The sequence below is a fragment of the Pseudomonas migulae NBRC 103157 genome (assembly GCF_002091715.1).
GTDB lineage: Bacteria > Pseudomonadota > Gammaproteobacteria > Pseudomonadales > Pseudomonadaceae > Aquipseudomonas > Aquipseudomonas migulae_A.
The window spans coordinates 44704-60692 of record NZ_BDAG01000018.1 but is presented as its reverse complement, the minus strand read 5'-3'; the positions used below and the strand labels follow the sequence as shown (position 1 = coordinate 60692).

The 15989-nt window shown below is 60.2% G+C and carries 15 protein-coding genes; 6 read left to right on the top strand and 9 right to left on the bottom strand.

The window, feature by feature from the left end; translation table 11 throughout:
• Positions 1 to 77: 77 nt before the first annotated feature.
• Positions 78 to 941, bottom strand: a complete 864-nt coding sequence (gene uspL / locus PMI01S_RS15520; protein WP_084320864.1) for a universal stress protein UspL — start codon at positions 939 to 941, stop codon at positions 78 to 80.
• A gap of 160 nt (positions 942 to 1101) precedes the next feature.
• On the opposite strand from uspL, the gene PMI01S_RS15515 reads away from it, so the two are divergent.
• The 3 genes from PMI01S_RS15515 (at position 1102) to PMI01S_RS15505 (ending at position 3935) form a co-directional block, all read left to right on the top strand.
• Entirely contained in the window at positions 1102 to 1710 is a 609-nt protein-coding gene (locus PMI01S_RS15515; RefSeq protein WP_007944531.1) for a MiaE family protein, read from the top strand.
• A 230-nt stretch (positions 1711 to 1940) separates the two neighbouring features.
• Positions 1941 to 2648 carry a winged helix-turn-helix domain-containing protein gene (locus tag PMI01S_RS15510; protein ID WP_084320863.1) on the top strand — a complete coding sequence of 236 codons (708 nt, stop codon included), beginning with the start codon at positions 1941 to 1943 and terminating at the stop codon, positions 2646 to 2648.
• Complete coding sequence (locus PMI01S_RS15505) at positions 2649 to 3935, top strand: ATP-binding protein (RefSeq protein WP_084320862.1); 1287 nt, start codon at positions 2649 to 2651, stop codon at positions 3933 to 3935. It abuts the gene before it with no gap.
• A 120-nt stretch (positions 3936 to 4055) separates the two neighbouring features.
• Here PMI01S_RS15505 and PMI01S_RS15500 read toward each other — a convergent pair whose 3' ends face one another.
• The 3 genes from PMI01S_RS15500 to PMI01S_RS15490 form a co-directional block, all read right to left on the bottom strand.
• The gene (locus PMI01S_RS15500) at positions 4056 to 4844 is read right to left on the bottom strand and encodes a MipA/OmpV family protein (RefSeq protein ID WP_084320861.1); all 789 of its coding nucleotides are present in this window, start codon (positions 4842 to 4844) and stop codon (positions 4056 to 4058) included.
• Positions 4845 to 5100: 256 nt separating this feature from the next.
• Positions 5101 to 7350 (bottom strand): TonB-dependent siderophore receptor, encoded by a 2250-nt coding sequence (locus PMI01S_RS15495; RefSeq protein WP_084320860.1) that lies wholly within the window; start codon positions 7348 to 7350, stop codon positions 5101 to 5103.
• 119 nt (positions 7351 to 7469) lie between these two features.
• Positions 7470 to 7958: a GFA family protein gene (locus tag PMI01S_RS15490; protein WP_084320859.1), complete on the bottom strand. Its 489-nt coding sequence runs from the start codon at positions 7956 to 7958 to the stop codon at positions 7470 to 7472.
• 216 nt (positions 7959 to 8174) lie between these two features.
• Between PMI01S_RS15490 and PMI01S_RS15485 the strand changes: the two genes are divergently transcribed.
• The 3 genes from PMI01S_RS15485 to PMI01S_RS15475 all read left to right on the top strand — a co-directional run bounded on the left by PMI01S_RS15485 (position 8175) and on the right by PMI01S_RS15475 (position 11369).
• On the top strand, positions 8175 to 9059 hold the full coding sequence (locus PMI01S_RS15485) for a LysR substrate-binding domain-containing protein (RefSeq protein ID WP_084320858.1): 885 nt from the start codon (positions 8175 to 8177) through the stop codon (positions 9057 to 9059).
• Between the two features lie 100 nt (positions 9060 to 9159).
• Positions 9160 to 10269 carry an agmatine deiminase gene (aguA, locus tag PMI01S_RS15480; protein ID WP_084320857.1) on the top strand — a complete coding sequence of 370 codons (1110 nt, stop codon included), beginning with the start codon at positions 9160 to 9162 and terminating at the stop codon, positions 10267 to 10269.
• A 2-nt stretch (positions 10270 to 10271) separates the two neighbouring features.
• Entirely contained in the window at positions 10272 to 11369 is a 1098-nt protein-coding gene (locus tag PMI01S_RS15475) for an extracellular solute-binding protein (RefSeq protein ID WP_084320856.1), read from the top strand.
• Positions 11370 to 11540: 171 nt separating this feature from the next.
• Here PMI01S_RS15475 and PMI01S_RS15470 read toward each other — a convergent pair whose 3' ends face one another.
• The 5 genes from PMI01S_RS15470 to PMI01S_RS15450 all read right to left on the bottom strand — a co-directional run bounded on the left by PMI01S_RS15470 (position 11541) and on the right by PMI01S_RS15450 (position 15958).
• Positions 11541 to 12029: a copper chaperone PCu(A)C gene (locus tag PMI01S_RS15470; RefSeq protein WP_084320855.1), complete on the bottom strand. Its 489-nt coding sequence runs from the start codon at positions 12027 to 12029 to the stop codon at positions 11541 to 11543.
• Complete coding sequence (locus PMI01S_RS15465) at positions 12029 to 12634, bottom strand: SCO family protein (RefSeq protein ID WP_084320854.1); 606 nt, start codon at positions 12632 to 12634, stop codon at positions 12029 to 12031. Before PMI01S_RS15465 ends, PMI01S_RS15470 begins: the two co-directional genes overlap by 1 nt.
• 165 nt (positions 12635 to 12799) lie before the next feature.
• Positions 12800 to 14389, bottom strand: a complete 1590-nt coding sequence (locus tag PMI01S_RS15460; RefSeq protein WP_084320853.1) for a hypothetical protein — start codon at positions 14387 to 14389, stop codon at positions 12800 to 12802.
• A 145-nt stretch (positions 14390 to 14534) separates the two neighbouring features.
• Entirely contained in the window at positions 14535 to 15149 is a 615-nt protein-coding gene (locus PMI01S_RS15455; protein WP_084320852.1) for a DNA-3-methyladenine glycosylase family protein, read from the bottom strand.
• Positions 15146 to 15958, bottom strand: coding sequence for an isocitrate lyase/PEP mutase family protein (locus PMI01S_RS15450; RefSeq protein WP_084320851.1), 813 nt, complete (start codon positions 15956 to 15958; stop codon positions 15146 to 15148). The genes PMI01S_RS15455 and PMI01S_RS15450 overlap by 4 nt, the downstream gene beginning before the upstream one ends.
• Positions 15959 to 15989: the final 31 nt, after the last annotated feature.

Genomic DNA, 15989 nt, shown 5'->3' with positions numbered 1-15989 from the left:
GCCGGCTCCTACAGGGTGACGCGGTTACCTGCAGTAGCCGGCTTGCTGGCGATGGGATCTACCCCTCACCGCAATTCTCAATGATGAGACACCATCTCTTCCAGGTGATCCTCAATCTCCTGCGGCTTCAACACCAGCACATCACTCTCCACCGCATCCAGCACCACTTCCGCCGTATTGCCGATCAACGCCCCGGACAACCCGGACCGCGCCACCGTGCCAATCACCGTCACTGCTGCACCCAGCTTGTGCACCATGTACGGAATCAACACATCCGCCGGACCTTCCGCGATATGCAGGTGCTCGTCATCAATGTCGAACTCGGCCTGAAAGGCCTTGCACTGTTCGCGGTAGCGCGCCTCGATCGTTTCACTGAGCTGCAACGTCGGGTCGGCCGCCGACAGCATCGGTGACGGATGGGCGCTGACGACATGCAGATGCGCCTTGGCCAGACTGGAGATGTCATAGCCGTGATCGATGATGGTGTTGTGCAGGTGGCGGTGTTCGTCGTCGGTATTACCCACGTCGATCGCTGCCAGAATCACGCCGCCCGTCCAGGGCTTCGACGTTTTGACCAGCAGTACCGGCGTCGGGCATAAGCGCAGCAGTTTCCAGTCCGCCGGGGTCAGCAGGGCTTTTTTCAATGAACTGTCAGGGTAATGCTGCTTGATCACCAGCCCGCAACCTTCGGCCTGCTGCACATCGACGATGGTTTCGTGCAGGCTTTCGTTCCACGCCTGCTCGGTCGTGACGCTGTAGCCGTCCTCAATCAGCGCCGCCTTGAGCACGCCCAGCATGCCGCTGTGGTCATGCTTGCGGTCACAGACCAGCAGATGCAGATGCGCCTGGGTCACGCCGGCAATCAATTTGGCCCGTTTGAGCGCCAGGCTTTCCGAGTGTTCGGGTTCGATGACCACCAGAATGCTGCGAATGGCTTGCATGATCGGGACCTCCATAGGGTAAAAAAGCATGGCGTTGCACAACTATAGTTGCTGGTTGCGCATTCGGGACTTGATGCATATCAACGGTCGTGGCTGGTGGTCTGGCGGCGGGCCGGTATAATCGGCGCCCTTCGTTTTGAACCTTTTGTCCGTGAGCCCCATGATCCTTCCCGAAATTCACGAGTTCCTCGGTTGCCGCACCCCGGACGGCTGGGTCCAGGCCGCGCTGGCCGATCAGGAAACCTTGCTGATCGACCACAAGAACTGCGAATTCAAGGCGGCCAGCACGGCATTGAGCCTGATCGCCAAATACCACTCTCACGTCGACCTGATCAACCTGATGTCGCGTCTGGCCCGGGAAGAGCTGGTGCACCACGAACAGGTCATGCGCCTGATGAAAAAGCGCAAGATCGAGTTGCGTCAGCTGTCTGCCGGGCGTTACGCCTCGGGCCTGCGCAAAGTGGTGCGCAGCCACGAGCCGGTGAAACTGGTGGATACCCTGGTGGTCGGTGCGTTCATCGAAGCCCGCAGCTGCGAGCGTTTCGAGGCGTTGGTGCCGCACCTGGACGAAGAGCTGGGCAAGTTCTACTTTGGCTTGCTGAAAAGCGAGGCCCGGCATTTTCAGGGTTATCTGAAACTGGCTTACCAGTATGGTGATGCCAAGGATATTGCCCAGGTGATCGACAAGGTCCGGGCCGCCGAGCAGGAGCTGATCGAGTCGCCAGACGTGGAGTTTCGCTTCCACAGCGGCGTCCCAGTTGCCGCATAACCTGTAGGAGCCGGCTTGCTGGCGATAGCGATCTCAGAGACGCCATCGCCAGCAAGCCGGCTCCTACAAATGTCGCGTCTTGATTCAATATTGTTAAAAACTCTTAAGAGTATGAAAGATTACTGAAAACCGGCCCAAGAGGCCGGTTTTTGCTGTCCGTCATCTCCGCCCCGTCACTGATTGGCGCCATAATGCCGCCCACTTCACTCAAGGGTTGGCAAGCGTTCGTTATGGATAACCTGGGTTTTGGCAAAGTATTGCTGGTGGAAGACGACGAGCGGCTCTCCGGGCTGATAGCGCATTTCCTGTCTCAACATGGCTTTGAGGTTTTGCAGGTGCACCGCGGCGACCTCGCGTTGGCAGCTTTTCTCGACTTCAAACCGAAAATCGTTGTTCTCGACCTGATGCTGCCGGGCCAGAGCGGCCTGCACGTGTGCCGCGAAATTCGCAGCGTGTCCGACACGCCGATCGTCATCCTCACCGCCAAGGAAGATGACCTCGACCACATCCTCGGCCTGGAATCCGGCGCCGACGACTACGTGATCAAGCCGATCAAGCCACCGGTGTTGCTGGCCCGCCTGCGTGCGTTGCAACGTCGGCAAACGCCGGACAGCAGCGTGTGCAGCGCGCTGGAGTTCGGCCATCTGAGTATCGACCGCAGTTGCCGTGAAGTGCGGTTGGCGGGCGAGGGCATCGAGTTGACCACCATGGAGTTCGAGCTGCTGTGGTTGCTGGCCAGCGCCGCGGGCAAGATCCTGTCCCGCGATGACATTCTCAACCGCATGCGCGGCATCGCTTTCGATGGGCTCAACCGCAGCGTCGACGTCTACATCAGCAAGTTGCGCGGCAAGCTCAAGGACAACCCGCGCGAACCGGTGTGCATCAAGACCATCTGGGGCAAGGGTTACCTGTTCAATCCGTTTGCGTGGGAGCTGTAGATGCTGCGGTTATTTCTCGGGCTGTTTCTGGTGATGACGGTTGGCCTGATCCTGGGGCTGCAAACCGTCGAGCGCACGTTCGATGCGCTGCTCGACGGTCAGATGCAGAGCTACAACCGCGAGGCGGTACGTGGCCAGGCCTGGTCGCTGGTGGAGCAATTGCGCGGCCTGGACAGTGCGGCCCGTGAACGCCAACTGGAAGCCGTGCGCCCCCATTACGGCCTGGGCCTGAGCCTGGTCGAGACCGATCAACTGGCCCTGACCGATCAGGAAAAAGCCGAGTTGGCCCAAGGCCAGCTGGTGCTGCGCGACAAGTACACGCAGTTCATCTCGCGCATTGACGACGGTTCGCAGCTGCTCAGCATCAAGTTGCCGGCCGAGCCGAGTCTGATGCCGTTCTACATTGCCGCGGCCTATCTGATGATTGCGGTGATGATCGGGCTGGTGTTGATTTTCTGGGTACGTCCACACTGGCGCGATCTGGAAAAACTGCGCCTGGCGGCCGAGCGTTTTGGCGATAACGATTTGTCGTCACGCATCCGATTGTCGAAACGCTCGAACATCCGCGACCTGTCTGAACACTTCAACCTGATGGCTGCGCGTATCGAAGGCCTGATCGCCAATCAGCGTGAGCTGACCAACGCGGTGTCCCATGAATTGCGTACGCCCATTGCGCGGTTGTCGTTCGAGCTCGACCAGCTCAAGCAGCAGCCTGATCCGACCCAGAACCGCGAGCTGATTGCCGACATGTACGCCGACCTCGGCGAGCTGGAAGAGATGGTGTCGGAGCTGCTGACCTACGCCAGTCTCGAGCGCGGTGCGACGGTGATCACCCGGGAGAATATCCAGGCTAACAGCTGGCTCGACAGCGTGGTCGGCAGTGTCGCGCTGGAGGCCGAGGCGGCCGGGGTCCAGCTGCTGATTGTCGAATGCCGGGTGGATGAGGTGCGTATCGAACCGCGCTTCATGGCGCGGGCGGTGATCAACCTGCTGCGCAATGCCATTCGCTATGCCGAGGCGCGGGTGGAAGTGTCGCTGGTGCGCACCGGCGATCATTACGAAGTGCAGGTCAATGACGATGGGCCGGGTGTGCCGGTGGCCGGTCGGGAGATGATTTTTGAGCCGTTTTCGCGTCTGGACGCCAGCCGTGATCGCCGCACGGGTGGGTTTGGTTTGGGGTTGGCGCTGGTCAGGCGGGTGTCGCAGTCCCATGGCGGGCAAGTGGAAGTGGCGGATTCGCCGTGGGGTGGGGCGTCGTTTCGTATGACGTGGGCGCATCTGGATTAATGGTGTTGCTCTTGCGGGCCCCATCGCGAGCAAGCCCGCTCCCACATTGGATTGGTGAACGGCATAGATCCAATGTGGGAGCGGGCTTGCCCGCGAAGAGGCCGTCCGCATCACCTCAACTCAAAAGCTGTAAATCACCTGCCCAGCCAACGAACTCTGCATCCGCCGCTCGACAATCGGGCTGTCCGCCGCCTCCTTGGCCAGATACTGCACGGCCAACACCGTCGACACGCTCCATTGATCATTGATCGGCAACGACCAGGTCAGATCCGCTCCACGACTCACCAGCCCGCCATGAGCGTCATACGCCCGGAACTGACTGCGCGACGCCTGAGCCGTGCTGACGCCATACCAGGTGCGCATGTAATCGCCGTCGCCAAACTGACTGTTGAGGCTGCCCACGACCTTGCCATGGTCACCCTCGTAAAACGGTGCGCTGATGCTCAGTTTCAAGCGATTCCAGGCGGAGCCCGTGTCGTGGTCGTCATCGTCTTTTTCCAGCGCATGTTCAAAACTCGCGCCGAAAATGATCGGGCCCATGCGATACGTGCCGTCGAGCCCCAGTACCGGGCGTGACTTGATCGAGCCCATGCCGTCCAGCTCATCGGAACCTTTGAATCCGGTCTTGCGATCCTTGCGCACATCACTGGCGCCGACGTACACGCTGAGGCCGAAGTCATCCTCGTCAAACGCCCAGCCCAGACCCTTTCCAGTGTCCAGAAAGAAGCCATAAGGGCTGACGATTTCCCCGCCCAGCAGCGGCGCCACCACGCGTTCATCGCTGCCGCTGTAACGCGGCGCACTGGCGGCTCCGGCCCGCAGGCTGTAGCGCCAGTCTTCGGCATGCAAGGAGGTGGAGGGGAGGAGCAGGCAGAATGAAGTCAGCGACAGACACAGCGAACGATACATGGAAGCACCCGAGGGAGATTGGATGCGCCCATGCTAGGCGGGTGCCGGCCGGCAATCTTTGACAGCTTTGTCGGGAAACTGTCAAAGACTGTGAATAGAGCTGAGCCCCTAATCCCCAGTGCCCTGCAGGAGTCGAGCTTGTTCGCGATGACGGCGCTACGTTCGACATGCATGTAGCTGACAGACCGCTATCGCGAGCAAGCTCGGCTCCTACAGGGTCAAGTTTCGCCAGCTGATTCAGCCGATGCTGTTCAGCTTAGAAATCCCAACGGGTGGTCAGCATCAGGTTGCGTGGCTCGCCGTAGAACGTGGTACCGAAGTTGCCCAGGCCCGTCAGGTACTTCTTGTCGAAAACGTTGTTGGCGTTGGCGGTGAAGCTCAGGTGCTCGTTGTACTGATAACGGGTCATCAGGTCCACGAGGGTGTAGCCGCCCTGTTTGAGCGAAGTGCTGCCCTCGGTAGGGCTGAAGCTCTGACCGTAGAAAGCGCTCTGCCAGCTCACGCCGCCACCGACGGTGACCTTGTCCAGTGCGCCAGGCAAACGGTAGGTGGTGAACGTGCGCACGACGTGTTCAGGTTTGGTGGTGGCCAGCGGGAAGCCGTAGATCCGTTGCTCATCCTTGTCGCGGGTACGAGCATAGGTGTAGCCGGCCGACAGGTTCCAGCCATCGGACAGTTCGCCCGCCAGTTCCAGCTCTACGCCTCTGGTGATGGCCCCGGGGATGGCTTCGTACACGTCCTGCCCAGTGCTGTCGGTGGTGACGTATTGGGCGATGTTTTCCTGCTCGATACGGAAGAAGGCCAGGCTGGCGTTCAGTTTGCCTTCGAGGTACGCCGCTTTCAGCCCGGTCTCGTAGCTGTTGCCTTCAACCGGCTTCAGGGTCGAACCGGCGGCGTCCTTGTAGGTCTGCGGCTGGTAAATGTTGGTGTAGCTGGCGTAGACCGAATACGTGTCATCCAGGTCATAGATCACACCGGCGTAAGGGGTGACGACGCCGTGTTCCTTGTAGCTGGTTTGGGTGTCGGTCTGGCCGGCGCCCGGGTAGTAGCTGTAATCCTCGTTGTACTTGAAGGTGCTCACGCGGCTGCCGAGGATGATCGACAGGTCATCGGTCGGGCGCAGGCGCGTGGCCAGGTAAGCGCCGTTCTGGCTGGTAGTGCGCTCGTACTTGCCGTTTTTCGGGAAATCCTGCTCCGGCAGATCGCCTTTCCAGTCATAGATGCTGCCCGGCACACCTCCGGCGCCGGGGATAACGCTGTCGAACGTCGCGCCGGTCTGGCGGGCATGGGAGGTCATGAAGCCGGCCACCAGTTCGTGCTCGCGACCGCCCAGGGTGAACGGCCCGGAGACGTTCACGTCCGCCGTGTTCTGCACGCGATGACCTTCCCAGCGACCCCAGTAAAGGAACATGCCTTCACCGGTGGCGCGGTCCGGTGCGCCGCCGCTGGCCGAGGCCAGGCGCGTATCGTGATCGGTGGTTTTCTGGTTGAGATTGACCTTGAGTTTCCAGTCATTGGCCAGCGTCTGTTCCAGCGAGGTGAAGTAGGTGACCGTGTCGAAATCGCGACGGCTCCAGTCGGCGCCCGGGTTGAAGCTGCGCGAGAAATCGGTGCGGCCGCCGTCGGCGAAGTACACCGTGTTGCCGGTCCAGGAGGTGCCGCGCGGGGTGGCGCTGGATTTGTCGATGCCGAAGGTCAGTAAGGTGTCGTCCGTCAGGTCGGCTTCGAGGATGCCGTAAAACAGGTCTTTCTTCTGGCTGTAGTGATCGATGTAGGAATTCTTGTCCTGGTACGAACCGACGAAGCGGCCGCGTACGCTGCCGGTATCGTTCAACGGCCCGGAAACATCGCCGGTGGTGCGGTAGCTGTCCCACGAACCGACCGTGCCGCTGAGCGAGGCCTTGAATTCCTTGGTCGGCTTCTTGCGAATCAGGTTGACGGTGGCGGACGGATCACCCGAACCCGTCATCAGGCCGGTCGAACCCTTGACGATTTCGATGCGGTCGAGGCTCGCCGCGTCATCGCTGTTGTTCGGGTTCTCACCGTAGACGCCGTCATACGGCTGGTTGACCCCGTCGTACTGGAAGTTGGTGATGGCAAAACCACGGGCGGAAAACTCGGTACGGTCACTGTCGTACTTTTGCGTCGAGACGCCGGGGGCATTGCGCAACGCGTCGCTGACGCTCTGCACACCGCGATCGTCCATTTGCTGACGGGTGACCACGGTGACCGATTGCGGCGTTTCACGTGGCGACAACGCCAGGCCGGTGGCCGAGGACGTCGAGCCCGTGGTGTAGGAATGAGTGTCCTCGGTGGTCTCGCCCAAGCCTACGGCAGAAATACTCGTCGTACCCAGTTGCAGCGCGCCGTCGTCTTTGGAAGCCGGTTTGCTTTCAACCGTTTCGGCGGCGTGGGCCGTGTAGGAAAGGCTCAGCAGCGCGGCTGGCAGGGCCAGTGCCAAGGGGCACAGGGCGAAACGAAAACGTGCGGCAAGTGGGTGCGACATGGAGATCCCTTTGTATCGAATCGTTCGGTAAGTGAAAGGCTTCTGAGGGTTAACCGAACGAAAAACGCAAAAGGGAACTGCCGTGTGTAAAAAATTCGAGGTCCGTGTTTTTTCTTGATTCAGCGCACCAGACGCAGACGCTCATGCCACTGCGCGATGGATTCTTCGGGCCAGATCTCGCAATGCCGATCACCGTGATGCGCGGGAACCTCCACCCACGGCGCTTTCGATCCGAGCATCACGTGCGTGTACTCGGGCGGCACGGGTAGCGCCGTGTCGATGGCTGAGGCGAACGGGTGAACAAGCTCCGGCCATTCCGGGCTGAACAGCCACAACCCCGAGCCACACACCGAGCAGAAATGCCGCTCTGCCGTGCTGCGGTGGGCGCGTTTGTCGCCGTCATCCTTGAGCCGCGCGTGGTAGATCGCGATGGATTTGCGACCGCGTACCTTGAGGCTGGCGGCATCGCCGGCGATGTTGACCGAGTAACCGCCACCGCCCTGGGTCTTGCGGCAGATCGAGCAGTAGCAACGTTGATAAGGATAGGGGTGGGCGCTGGTCAGACTGAACGACACGGCGCCGCAATGGCAGGAGCCTTCGAGTTGCATGGGGGCCTCCGGTGGGGTCAAGTGGTTGGTTTCAGCCTAGAAGATTTGCGGTGTAAGTGCCGACGCCATCGCGAGCAAGCCCGCTCCCACATTGGATTTGTGAACGACACAGATCCAATGTGGGAGCGGGCTTGCTCGCGATGAACGATAAGCGGTCTGACTGGACGCCCACCGTCCATCCAGTCAGCATTAGCACCTCAAACCGGGAACCGACTCATGCGCCGATTACCATCACTGGCCGCCCTCAAGACCTTCGAATGCGCTGCACGCCATGCCCATTTCGGCCGGGCCGCCGCCGAGTTGTGCGTCACCGACAGCGCCGTCAGTCATCAGATCCGTCAACTCGAAGAGCAACTGGGCGTGTCGCTGTTCATCCGCGAAGGCCGGCAAATTCGTCCGACCATGGCCGCCGGGCGCCTGATGCAAAGCCTGCAGCAAGCCTTCGAACTGATCGGCGAGGCCTGCGATGAACTGCGCGATCCGTCATCGCTGGCGGTGTTGCGCCTGGCGGTGACGGCCGAGCTGGCGCAAAAGTGGTTGATGCGTCGCCTCACGGATTTCTATGCGCGCTACCCGCACATCACCTTGCACCTCTACGAACAGCCGATCGACGCCACCGCGCCGGGCGAAGACATCGACCTGGCGATCACTTACGGCACCGGCCCGGTGGACAGCAGCGCGTACTTCGTCAAGCCGTTGCCGGCGTTGCAATTCTTCCCGGTGTGCAGCCCCGGCCTGTTCAACCAGGGCACTTTGAAAACCCCGAAGGACCTGGCGCGCCACTGCCTGCTGCATGACGATCAGGACGGCAAGACCTGGACGGCGTGGCTCACCAGCCATGCCGGCGATCAACGTCCCGAGCGACAGTTGTATTTCGCCCATGCCGGGCTGGCGCTGGAGGCTGCGGCCCAGGGGCAGGGCGTAGCGATGGGCGATAACCTGACGGCGCAGGAAGATCTGCTCAGCGGTCGCCTGGTCCGCCCGTTTACCTCAAGCATGACCGCATTGGGCCAATACGCGCTCGTGTGCGAACGGGTACGCCTGGAGCGTCCGGCCGTGGCGCAGATGCTCGAATGGTTCAACGATCAGCTGATCGATTGATGAGTTGAATTCAAGTATTCCGAAATAATCATCGTTGGCGAGGAGGGCGTCGGCGACCTTAGCCTGTGGTCATTCCAATCCCCGCTGATGAGGTTTGACCATGGCACGTTTGCTCGACTCCACCCCAAAACAAGACGGCTTCCACTTGCCCGGCGAATTCGAAACCAAGGCCGGTTGCTGGCTCGGCTGGCCGGAGCGCACCGATGTCTGGCGTAACGGCGCCAAGCCTGCGCAGAAAGTCTGGGTGCAGATCGTCACGGCTATTTCCCACAGCGAACCGGTCACCGTGTGTGCCTCAGCCTCCCAATTCGCCACGGCACGCCGTCAGCTTCCGCCGCAAGTGCGCGTGGTGGAAATGACCTGCAACGACACCTGGTTCCGCGACAGCGGCCCGTGCTTTGTGGTGAATGATGCCAGCGGCGAAGTGCGGGGCGTCGACTTCGAATTCAACGCCTACGGCGGCCTTGACGGTGGCTTGTACTACCCGTGGGACAAGGACGACCAGATCGCCGGCAAAATCCTCGAAATCGAACGCTTCGACCGCTACCGCGCACCGCTGATTGCCGAACTCGGTGGCATCCAGAGCGATGGCCAGGGCAGCATTCTCACCACCGAACAATGCCTGCTCAACCGCAATCGCAACCAGCACCTGGGCAAGGAAGAAGTCACCCGTCGGCTGACGGACTACCTCGGCGCCGAGCAAGTCATCTGGCTGCCGCGAGGTTGCAAGTTCGACGAAACCGACGGCCATGTCGACGACCTCGCGTGCTTCGTGCGTCCCGGTGAAGTGGTGCTGCAATGGACCGACAATCGCGATGACCCGCAATGGGAAATCTATCAGGAAGCCTACGACGTTCTGCGCAGCACCCGCGACAGCCGCGGCCGCGAGTTGATCGTGCACAAACTGCCGCAACCGGACGTGCTGGAATGGACCGCGGAAGAAGCCGAAGGCCTGGATCAGCAAGACAGCACCCACACTCGGCAGGCCGGGACCAGAATCTGCGCGTCGTACATCAACTACTACGCCGGCAACACCTCGATCGTGGTGCCGCTGTTTGGCGATCGCAATGATCAGGTGGCGCTGGCGACGCTGGCCGAACTGTTCCCGCAGCACAAGATCGTCGGCATCGAAAATTCCCGGGAAATCCTGCTCGGCGGCGGTAACGTCGCGTGCATCACCATGCCGCAATACGCAGGCAAAGGAGTGTGATCATGGGCCTGCACAAACTGACTCAAGCGTTATTGCTGGTGCTTGCACCCTTGTGTGTGCAGGCCGCCGACAGCGCCAGACCGGTGGTGAACCTGTACATCTGGGGCGAGTACCTGGCCCCGGATACCTTGACCAATTTCGAGAAGAAAACCGGCATTCACGTGGTCGCCGACCACTTCGACTCTCTGGAAACCGTTGAGACCAAACTGCTCACCGGCCGCAGTGGCTACGATCTGGTGCTGACGGCGGGGCAGCATTTGTCCCGGGCGATCCAGAGCGGGGCCATTCAAGCGTTGAACCCGCAACAGTTGCCGCACTTCACCGGCGTCGGTGATGAATTCCGCCAGCACATGGCGGTGTTCGATCCGGGCAATCGTTACGCCGGGATCTACGCCTGGGGTACGACCGGTGTGGGCTATCAGCAAGAGGCCGTCAAAAAGCGCCTGCCAGAGGCGCCAGCCGACAGCTGGGCGATGTTGTTCGATCCGGCAGTGGTCTCTGAATTCGCCGATTGTGGGGTGAGTTTGCTCAACGACCCTAACGAGGTGTTCGCTGCGGTGATGAAGTACATGGGGCTGGACATCAACCGGCAGAACCTCGATGACCTGAAGCTGGCCGAGCAGCAATTGGCGAAGATCCGGCCTTACATCCGTTACTTCGACAATGACCTGAACATCAGCGACCTGGCGAACGGCAATACCTGTGTGGCGATGTCCTGGAACGGCAACGTGGCCATCGCGGCGGGCCAGGCAGAGGCCGCGAAAAAACCGTTCACGTTGACTTACCGGATACCGAAGGAAGGCACGTTGATCTGGTTCGATGCCATGGTCATTCCCAAGGATGCGCCGCATCCCGAAGCCGGGCTGGCATTGATGGATTACCTGATGACGCCGGAAGTGATTGCGCCGATTACCGACACGATCCATTACGCCAACGCGATCACGGCGGCGGATGATTTGATCGACCCGGCGATTCGTAATGATCCGGGGACGTATCCGTCGGCGGCCGTTCGGGCTTCGTTGTATAGCAAGAATGACAATGGCAAGGCATTCAACCGGGCGTTGATTCGGGCGTTCAGTCGGTTGAAGTCGGGGTTGTGACAGGCTCTGGGTGATGTGTTGAATGTGACACCGTCTTCGCGAGCAAGCCCGCTCCCACATTCGGCCGTATTCTCATGGGTGCGCTCGGTTAAATGTGGGAGCGGGCTTGCTCGCGAAGAACGATAACGCAGTCCCACTGACTGCCACCGATGTCCGGATGACTCCCAGCCATCAATGCATTTTGCTGTGATCCGGCATATTCAGTGCGCGCGCTTGAGCCTCAACCGTGATGGACTCTTTTTCACCACTGGCGTTTTCGACGGTCAAGGTCAGCGGTACTTTGTCGCCTTCTTTGACCTGACCGGCCAGGTCGATCAGCATCACGTGATAGCTATGAGGATCCAGAGTGACCGCTGTCCCTGCGGGCAAGGCAACGAACTCCACGGGGTGCATGCTCATCACGTCGTTTTTCATCGTCGACTCGTGAATCTGCACAATTTTAGCGATCGGTGTTTGCACGCTTAGCAGTTTGCTGTCGCTGCTCGCGGTGACCGTCATGAACGCTCCGGTTGCTTGTTGCCCGGCAACGGTGGCGCGTACCCAGGCGTCATCCACTTGAGTCTGGGCTGAAACCTGAAGCGCCGTTCCCAGCAGAAAAAGGCCCAGGACAGCTGTTTGGACGCGCACATTGATGGCGGTTTTAATGGCATTCGAATTCATCAGCAGACTTCCATAACGGTTTTCAAGTCTTCCGTACACTCTTGTGCAGAAAGGGAGGGGGAAAGTCCGACGCGCAACCTGCCCCTTGTGTCATACACAAAGCTGGTCGCTGTATGGGAGAGTGTGTAGGTGGAGCCGCTCGGGATTTTCTCATAGAACACCCCGAACTCCTTGGCCGTTTCCGCCGTTTCCTCGAGTGTCCCGTGGAGCGCGACAAATGAGGGATCAAACGTTTTGACGTAGGCATCCAGCACCGCGGGCGTATCCCGTTCCGGGTCCAGCGTGATGAAGACGACCTGGAGAGTATCCCCGTCTTTTCCCATCAGCTTCTTGATTTGTACTGCGCGAGCCAGGGCGGTGGGACATACCGCCGGGCACTGGGTGAAGCCGAAGAAAATCATCGGCATCAAACCACGAAAGCTCGAGAGCGTTGTGAGGTTGCCTTCAGAGTCCTTCAGCTTGAATGTCCGTCCGAGGATCTTGTCGCTCAGGTCCTTGCCGTATTTGTACGACAGGCTGACGCTATTGTCACAGCCGGCGAGGAGGCCAAGGCTGAACAAGCCGATACCTGTAACCACCTGGCGGCGGGTCAACGAAACACTCATGTTCTACAGACCTTTTGATGAGCCCGAACGGATAATCAACCTCGAACAGGGCGTCTTTGATGCATGCCGGTTTAGCGAAGGGGAGCGATTATACGCGTCAAAGGATTACTCATAACTTGCGACAAACTGACGCAACGACTTTCCGGGCCGGTATCGGTTTTCGGGTCAGCCTTTAATCTCCATCGGGCTGCCAACCAACATCACCGTGTCCTGGATAGCGGCAAAGGCGTTTGACGTACCCAGCTCCTGTTTCGCCAGTCTGTCTTCTTGCAGGGCCTGTTGCAGAAGACCGAGGAGATTTTGCGTCTTCGAGGACGAGACCGGTGTCACGTTATCTTCCTCCAGATGCCCCATCACATACTTGGATATGCGCGTGGACTGGCTAGCCGAATGGCTGACGGACGCTTCGACCAACTTACCTTTGACATAGCCGATGCTGCTTGTGCTGCTGGCCTGATCGTCGATCTGGTAGTACTGATAGTTCTGGGATTGTGGGTCAGTCGTCAATTCCAGCTTTTGTCCGGCATACAGTGGCTTATGGTAGTGGGCGGTCAGATGCGATTGCTGATTCTGGACGATCTTGCGATTGAGCTGATCCTGACCTTTGGATTGCGTGGCCTGCGATAAGCGATAGTTGAACGAGTCGAGTTCGCCAGGCCGCGCGGGATTGCCGTTTACGGTCTTCTCGGTGACCGTCGCGCTGAAATCGGCGAGGCCGCTGAGAACGCTGCGGTCGGTGTCTGTCAGCTTGATGGCGGTGGAGGCCTGCGGCCCACTTGCCGCGCGGTTTTGCGGGTAGCTGCGGTGCACGGTCTTGAATGCACTCTCGAACATCGACAGCAGATTCCGGTCGCCGTCGCCTCGATCGCGCGCCGCTTCTATTTGACGCAGGTAGCTGGCGAGCGCCTTGGCTTTCTGATTGCTGTCGCCGAGGATGGCGGCGTTTTTCAGGTCCACGGACAGGTCGAAATCGCCTGCCGCACCGCTCATGCGCACCTGGCGCTGGCTTGCGTCGGCATGCAGCTCAAGGCGCTGCGTACTGTCATCGTCGAGCTTGAACCGTGTGATCAGGTCGACCGAGGAAAACACGTCAGTGTCGAACTGAGCCAGCGCATCCAGCTTGAGTTGCGGTGGAACGGCGCTGAGGCCCTGGATGGCCGATTCAAACCCTTCGGCCATGGCGCCAAGTGCGGCAAGTTCTTCTTTACTGAGGTCGCCACCCTGGACCTGAGCCTGCACCGCCAGCGCGTTATCCTGACTGGACAGGGTTATCTCGACGGTTTTTCCGCTGGCTGTTTTCAGGGTCAGGTTGATGCTGTTGTCTGCAACGCCACTGTGAATCCTGGCTTGGGCTGCCGCCAACTCTGCAGGCTCGAGCGTCTGCCCGGTCGATGAGCGAATGACCGATTGGGAGATGTTCTGGTTGGATTGCGCCAGTTGCAGGAGCAGTGTCTCACCCAGTCCCCGGAACCGGCTGCTGGCTGAAGCACTTGCGAAGTTGCCCCCCATGCGAAACGACACTTTGTCAGGCTGCGTGTATTCCCAGGCAAGCGGAGCATCAGGCTCGGCAATGACACCCCGGGAGGTGTAAGTCTGCGCATCGATGATCTTGTTATCTTGATGCAAGTTGACAATCGATGCGGGGGAGGACAGGGCGGCTGTCGAGTCGGTGGTAGTACCCACGGCGGGCTGGATGGCAGCCATCCTGGCGACCGCCAGTGGCGGCAAGGAAGAGATTGAAGAGATGACGGTCATAGCGGCTCCATGCTGAGTACCAATAGTTTCCTACAGGGTTTATCGGCATAGGGCTTCATAACTTGAGGTGCGTGTGCCGGTGGCTCTGGATGTGTGGTGAATGGGCTGGCCCCTTCGACTTGCCCGCGATGAACGATGACTCGGTCTACTTGGTCATCCGCCACAAATACCAGGAAGCCACCGTCCGATAAGGGCTCCACCCCAACCCGATCTCCACCATCTGCTTGCGCGTCGGCTGCACCTCCAACCCCTTCAACCGCCGATACCCCTCGCGCACCCCGAAGTCATCGGCCGGTAAAATATCCGGCCGCTCCAGGCTGTAGATCAACAGCATCTCAACCGTCCAGCGCCCAACCCCGCGCAACGTGATCAACCGCTCGATCAACGCCTCATCGTCCATCGCCAATGCCGTCGCATAATCCGGCACCACACCGTCCAGCGCCGCCTGAGCGATGCCCTGAATGGTCGCAATCTTGCTCGCGGAAAAACCGCACCCGCGCAGTTGATCAAACCCGCTCGCCAGAATCTGCTCAGGACGTGGAAACGCCGTCGAAGGAAACAACGCCAGAAGCCGCCCGACAATCGCATCCCCGGCTTTGGCGTGCAGTTGCTGGTAGGCAATCGCCCGCACCAGCGATTCATACGGATCTCGAGCGGCATGCGGCTGGTGCAGGCAGGGGCCTATGGCGGCGATGTGGCGCGCCCAGTCGTCATCCATGGCCGCGAGAAACGCCGTCGCCGGCAAGTAAGGGTCGGTCAAGCGTTCACCGCAGGTTTGAGCAGTGCGTTCACTTCCCCATAGGTGAACGCCTTGAGGTGGCTGCTATCGAGTTTGCCGGTTTCCAGAAAACTTTTCGCCAGGCCAGCCATCGCGCCATAAAGAAACTCGGCGATACCGGAACCGGCGCTCAGACGGCGAACGCCCAGCGCTTTCAACGCTTCAGGCGACGGCAACCCCGGCAGCCCCAGTACGTTCACCGGCAGTGGGGTGCCATGGCACAGCGCCGCAATTTCGTACTCGGCCGATGCGCCGGCCGCGAACAGCCCGTCAGCACCGGCCGCGTGATACAGCGCCGCACGTTTGAGCGTTTCCGCAACGCGGTCTTCGGCCGGCACCAGCCCCTTGAGGTACACATCGGTACGGGCGTTGATGAACAACTTCACCTCGCGGCGCTCGGCGACCTGGCGGGCGACTTCGATCTTGCGGGCCAGCAGTTCCGGCGGAGACGCACCGTCTTCGATATTGATCCCGACGGCACCGGCAGCGATCACCGCATCGATCACTTCGGCAACCCGAGCCAGGTCATCGGAATAGCCGGCCTCGATGTCCACGCTCAGCGGCAGCGAAATCACGCGAGCGATGGACTCGACGGTCGAGACCAGGCGTTCGAGGGGCAGGGCATTGCCGTCCGCGTAACCGTGAGCCCAGGCGACTGCCGCACTGCTGGTGGCAATGGCTTTGCAGCCCAGTTGCTCGACGATGCGCGCTCCGGCGGCGTCGGCGACGTTGGTGAGAATCAGCAGGCCGTCCTGATGCAGTCTGTGGAATTGCTGGTCGAGCGTGTCCATCGAATTTCCTTCCTTATGAAAACACCGAGAG

What these genes read in the sequence shown, in the direction of transcription:
- PMI01S_RS15495 (WP_084320860.1), bottom strand. Translation starts at nt 7,350, where the DNA reads ATGTCGCACCCACTTGCCGCACGTTTTCGTTTCGCCCTGTGCCCCTTG.
- PMI01S_RS15485 (WP_084320858.1), top strand. Translation starts at nt 8,175, where the DNA reads ATGCGCCGATTACCATCACTGGCCGCCCTCAAGACCTTCGAATGCGCT.
- PMI01S_RS15460 (WP_084320853.1), bottom strand. Translation starts at nt 14,389, where the DNA reads ATGACCGTCATCTCTTCAATCTCTTCCTTGCCGCCACTGGCGGTCGCC.
- PMI01S_RS15490 (WP_084320859.1), bottom strand. Translation starts at nt 7,958, where the DNA reads ATGCAACTCGAAGGCTCCTGCCATTGCGGCGCCGTGTCGTTCAGTCTG.
- PMI01S_RS15475 (WP_084320856.1), top strand. Translation starts at nt 10,272, where the DNA reads ATGGGCCTGCACAAACTGACTCAAGCGTTATTGCTGGTGCTTGCACCC.
- PMI01S_RS15515 (WP_007944531.1), top strand. Translation starts at nt 1,102, where the DNA reads ATGATCCTTCCCGAAATTCACGAGTTCCTCGGTTGCCGCACCCCGGAC.
- PMI01S_RS15510 (WP_084320863.1), top strand. Translation starts at nt 1,941, where the DNA reads ATGGATAACCTGGGTTTTGGCAAAGTATTGCTGGTGGAAGACGACGAG.
- PMI01S_RS15450 (WP_084320851.1), bottom strand. Translation starts at nt 15,958, where the DNA reads ATGGACACGCTCGACCAGCAATTCCACAGACTGCATCAGGACGGCCTG.
- aguA (WP_084320857.1), top strand. Translation starts at nt 9,160, where the DNA reads ATGGCACGTTTGCTCGACTCCACCCCAAAACAAGACGGCTTCCACTTG.
- PMI01S_RS15500 (WP_084320861.1), bottom strand. Translation starts at nt 4,844, where the DNA reads ATGTATCGTTCGCTGTGTCTGTCGCTGACTTCATTCTGCCTGCTCCTC.
- PMI01S_RS15465 (WP_084320854.1), bottom strand. Translation starts at nt 12,634, where the DNA reads ATGAGTGTTTCGTTGACCCGCCGCCAGGTGGTTACAGGTATCGGCTTG.
- PMI01S_RS15470 (WP_084320855.1), bottom strand. Translation starts at nt 12,029, where the DNA reads ATGAATTCGAATGCCATTAAAACCGCCATCAATGTGCGCGTCCAAACA.
- uspL (WP_084320864.1), bottom strand. Translation starts at nt 941, where the DNA reads ATGCAAGCCATTCGCAGCATTCTGGTGGTCATCGAACCCGAACACTCG.
- PMI01S_RS15505 (WP_084320862.1), top strand. Translation starts at nt 2,649, where the DNA reads ATGCTGCGGTTATTTCTCGGGCTGTTTCTGGTGATGACGGTTGGCCTG.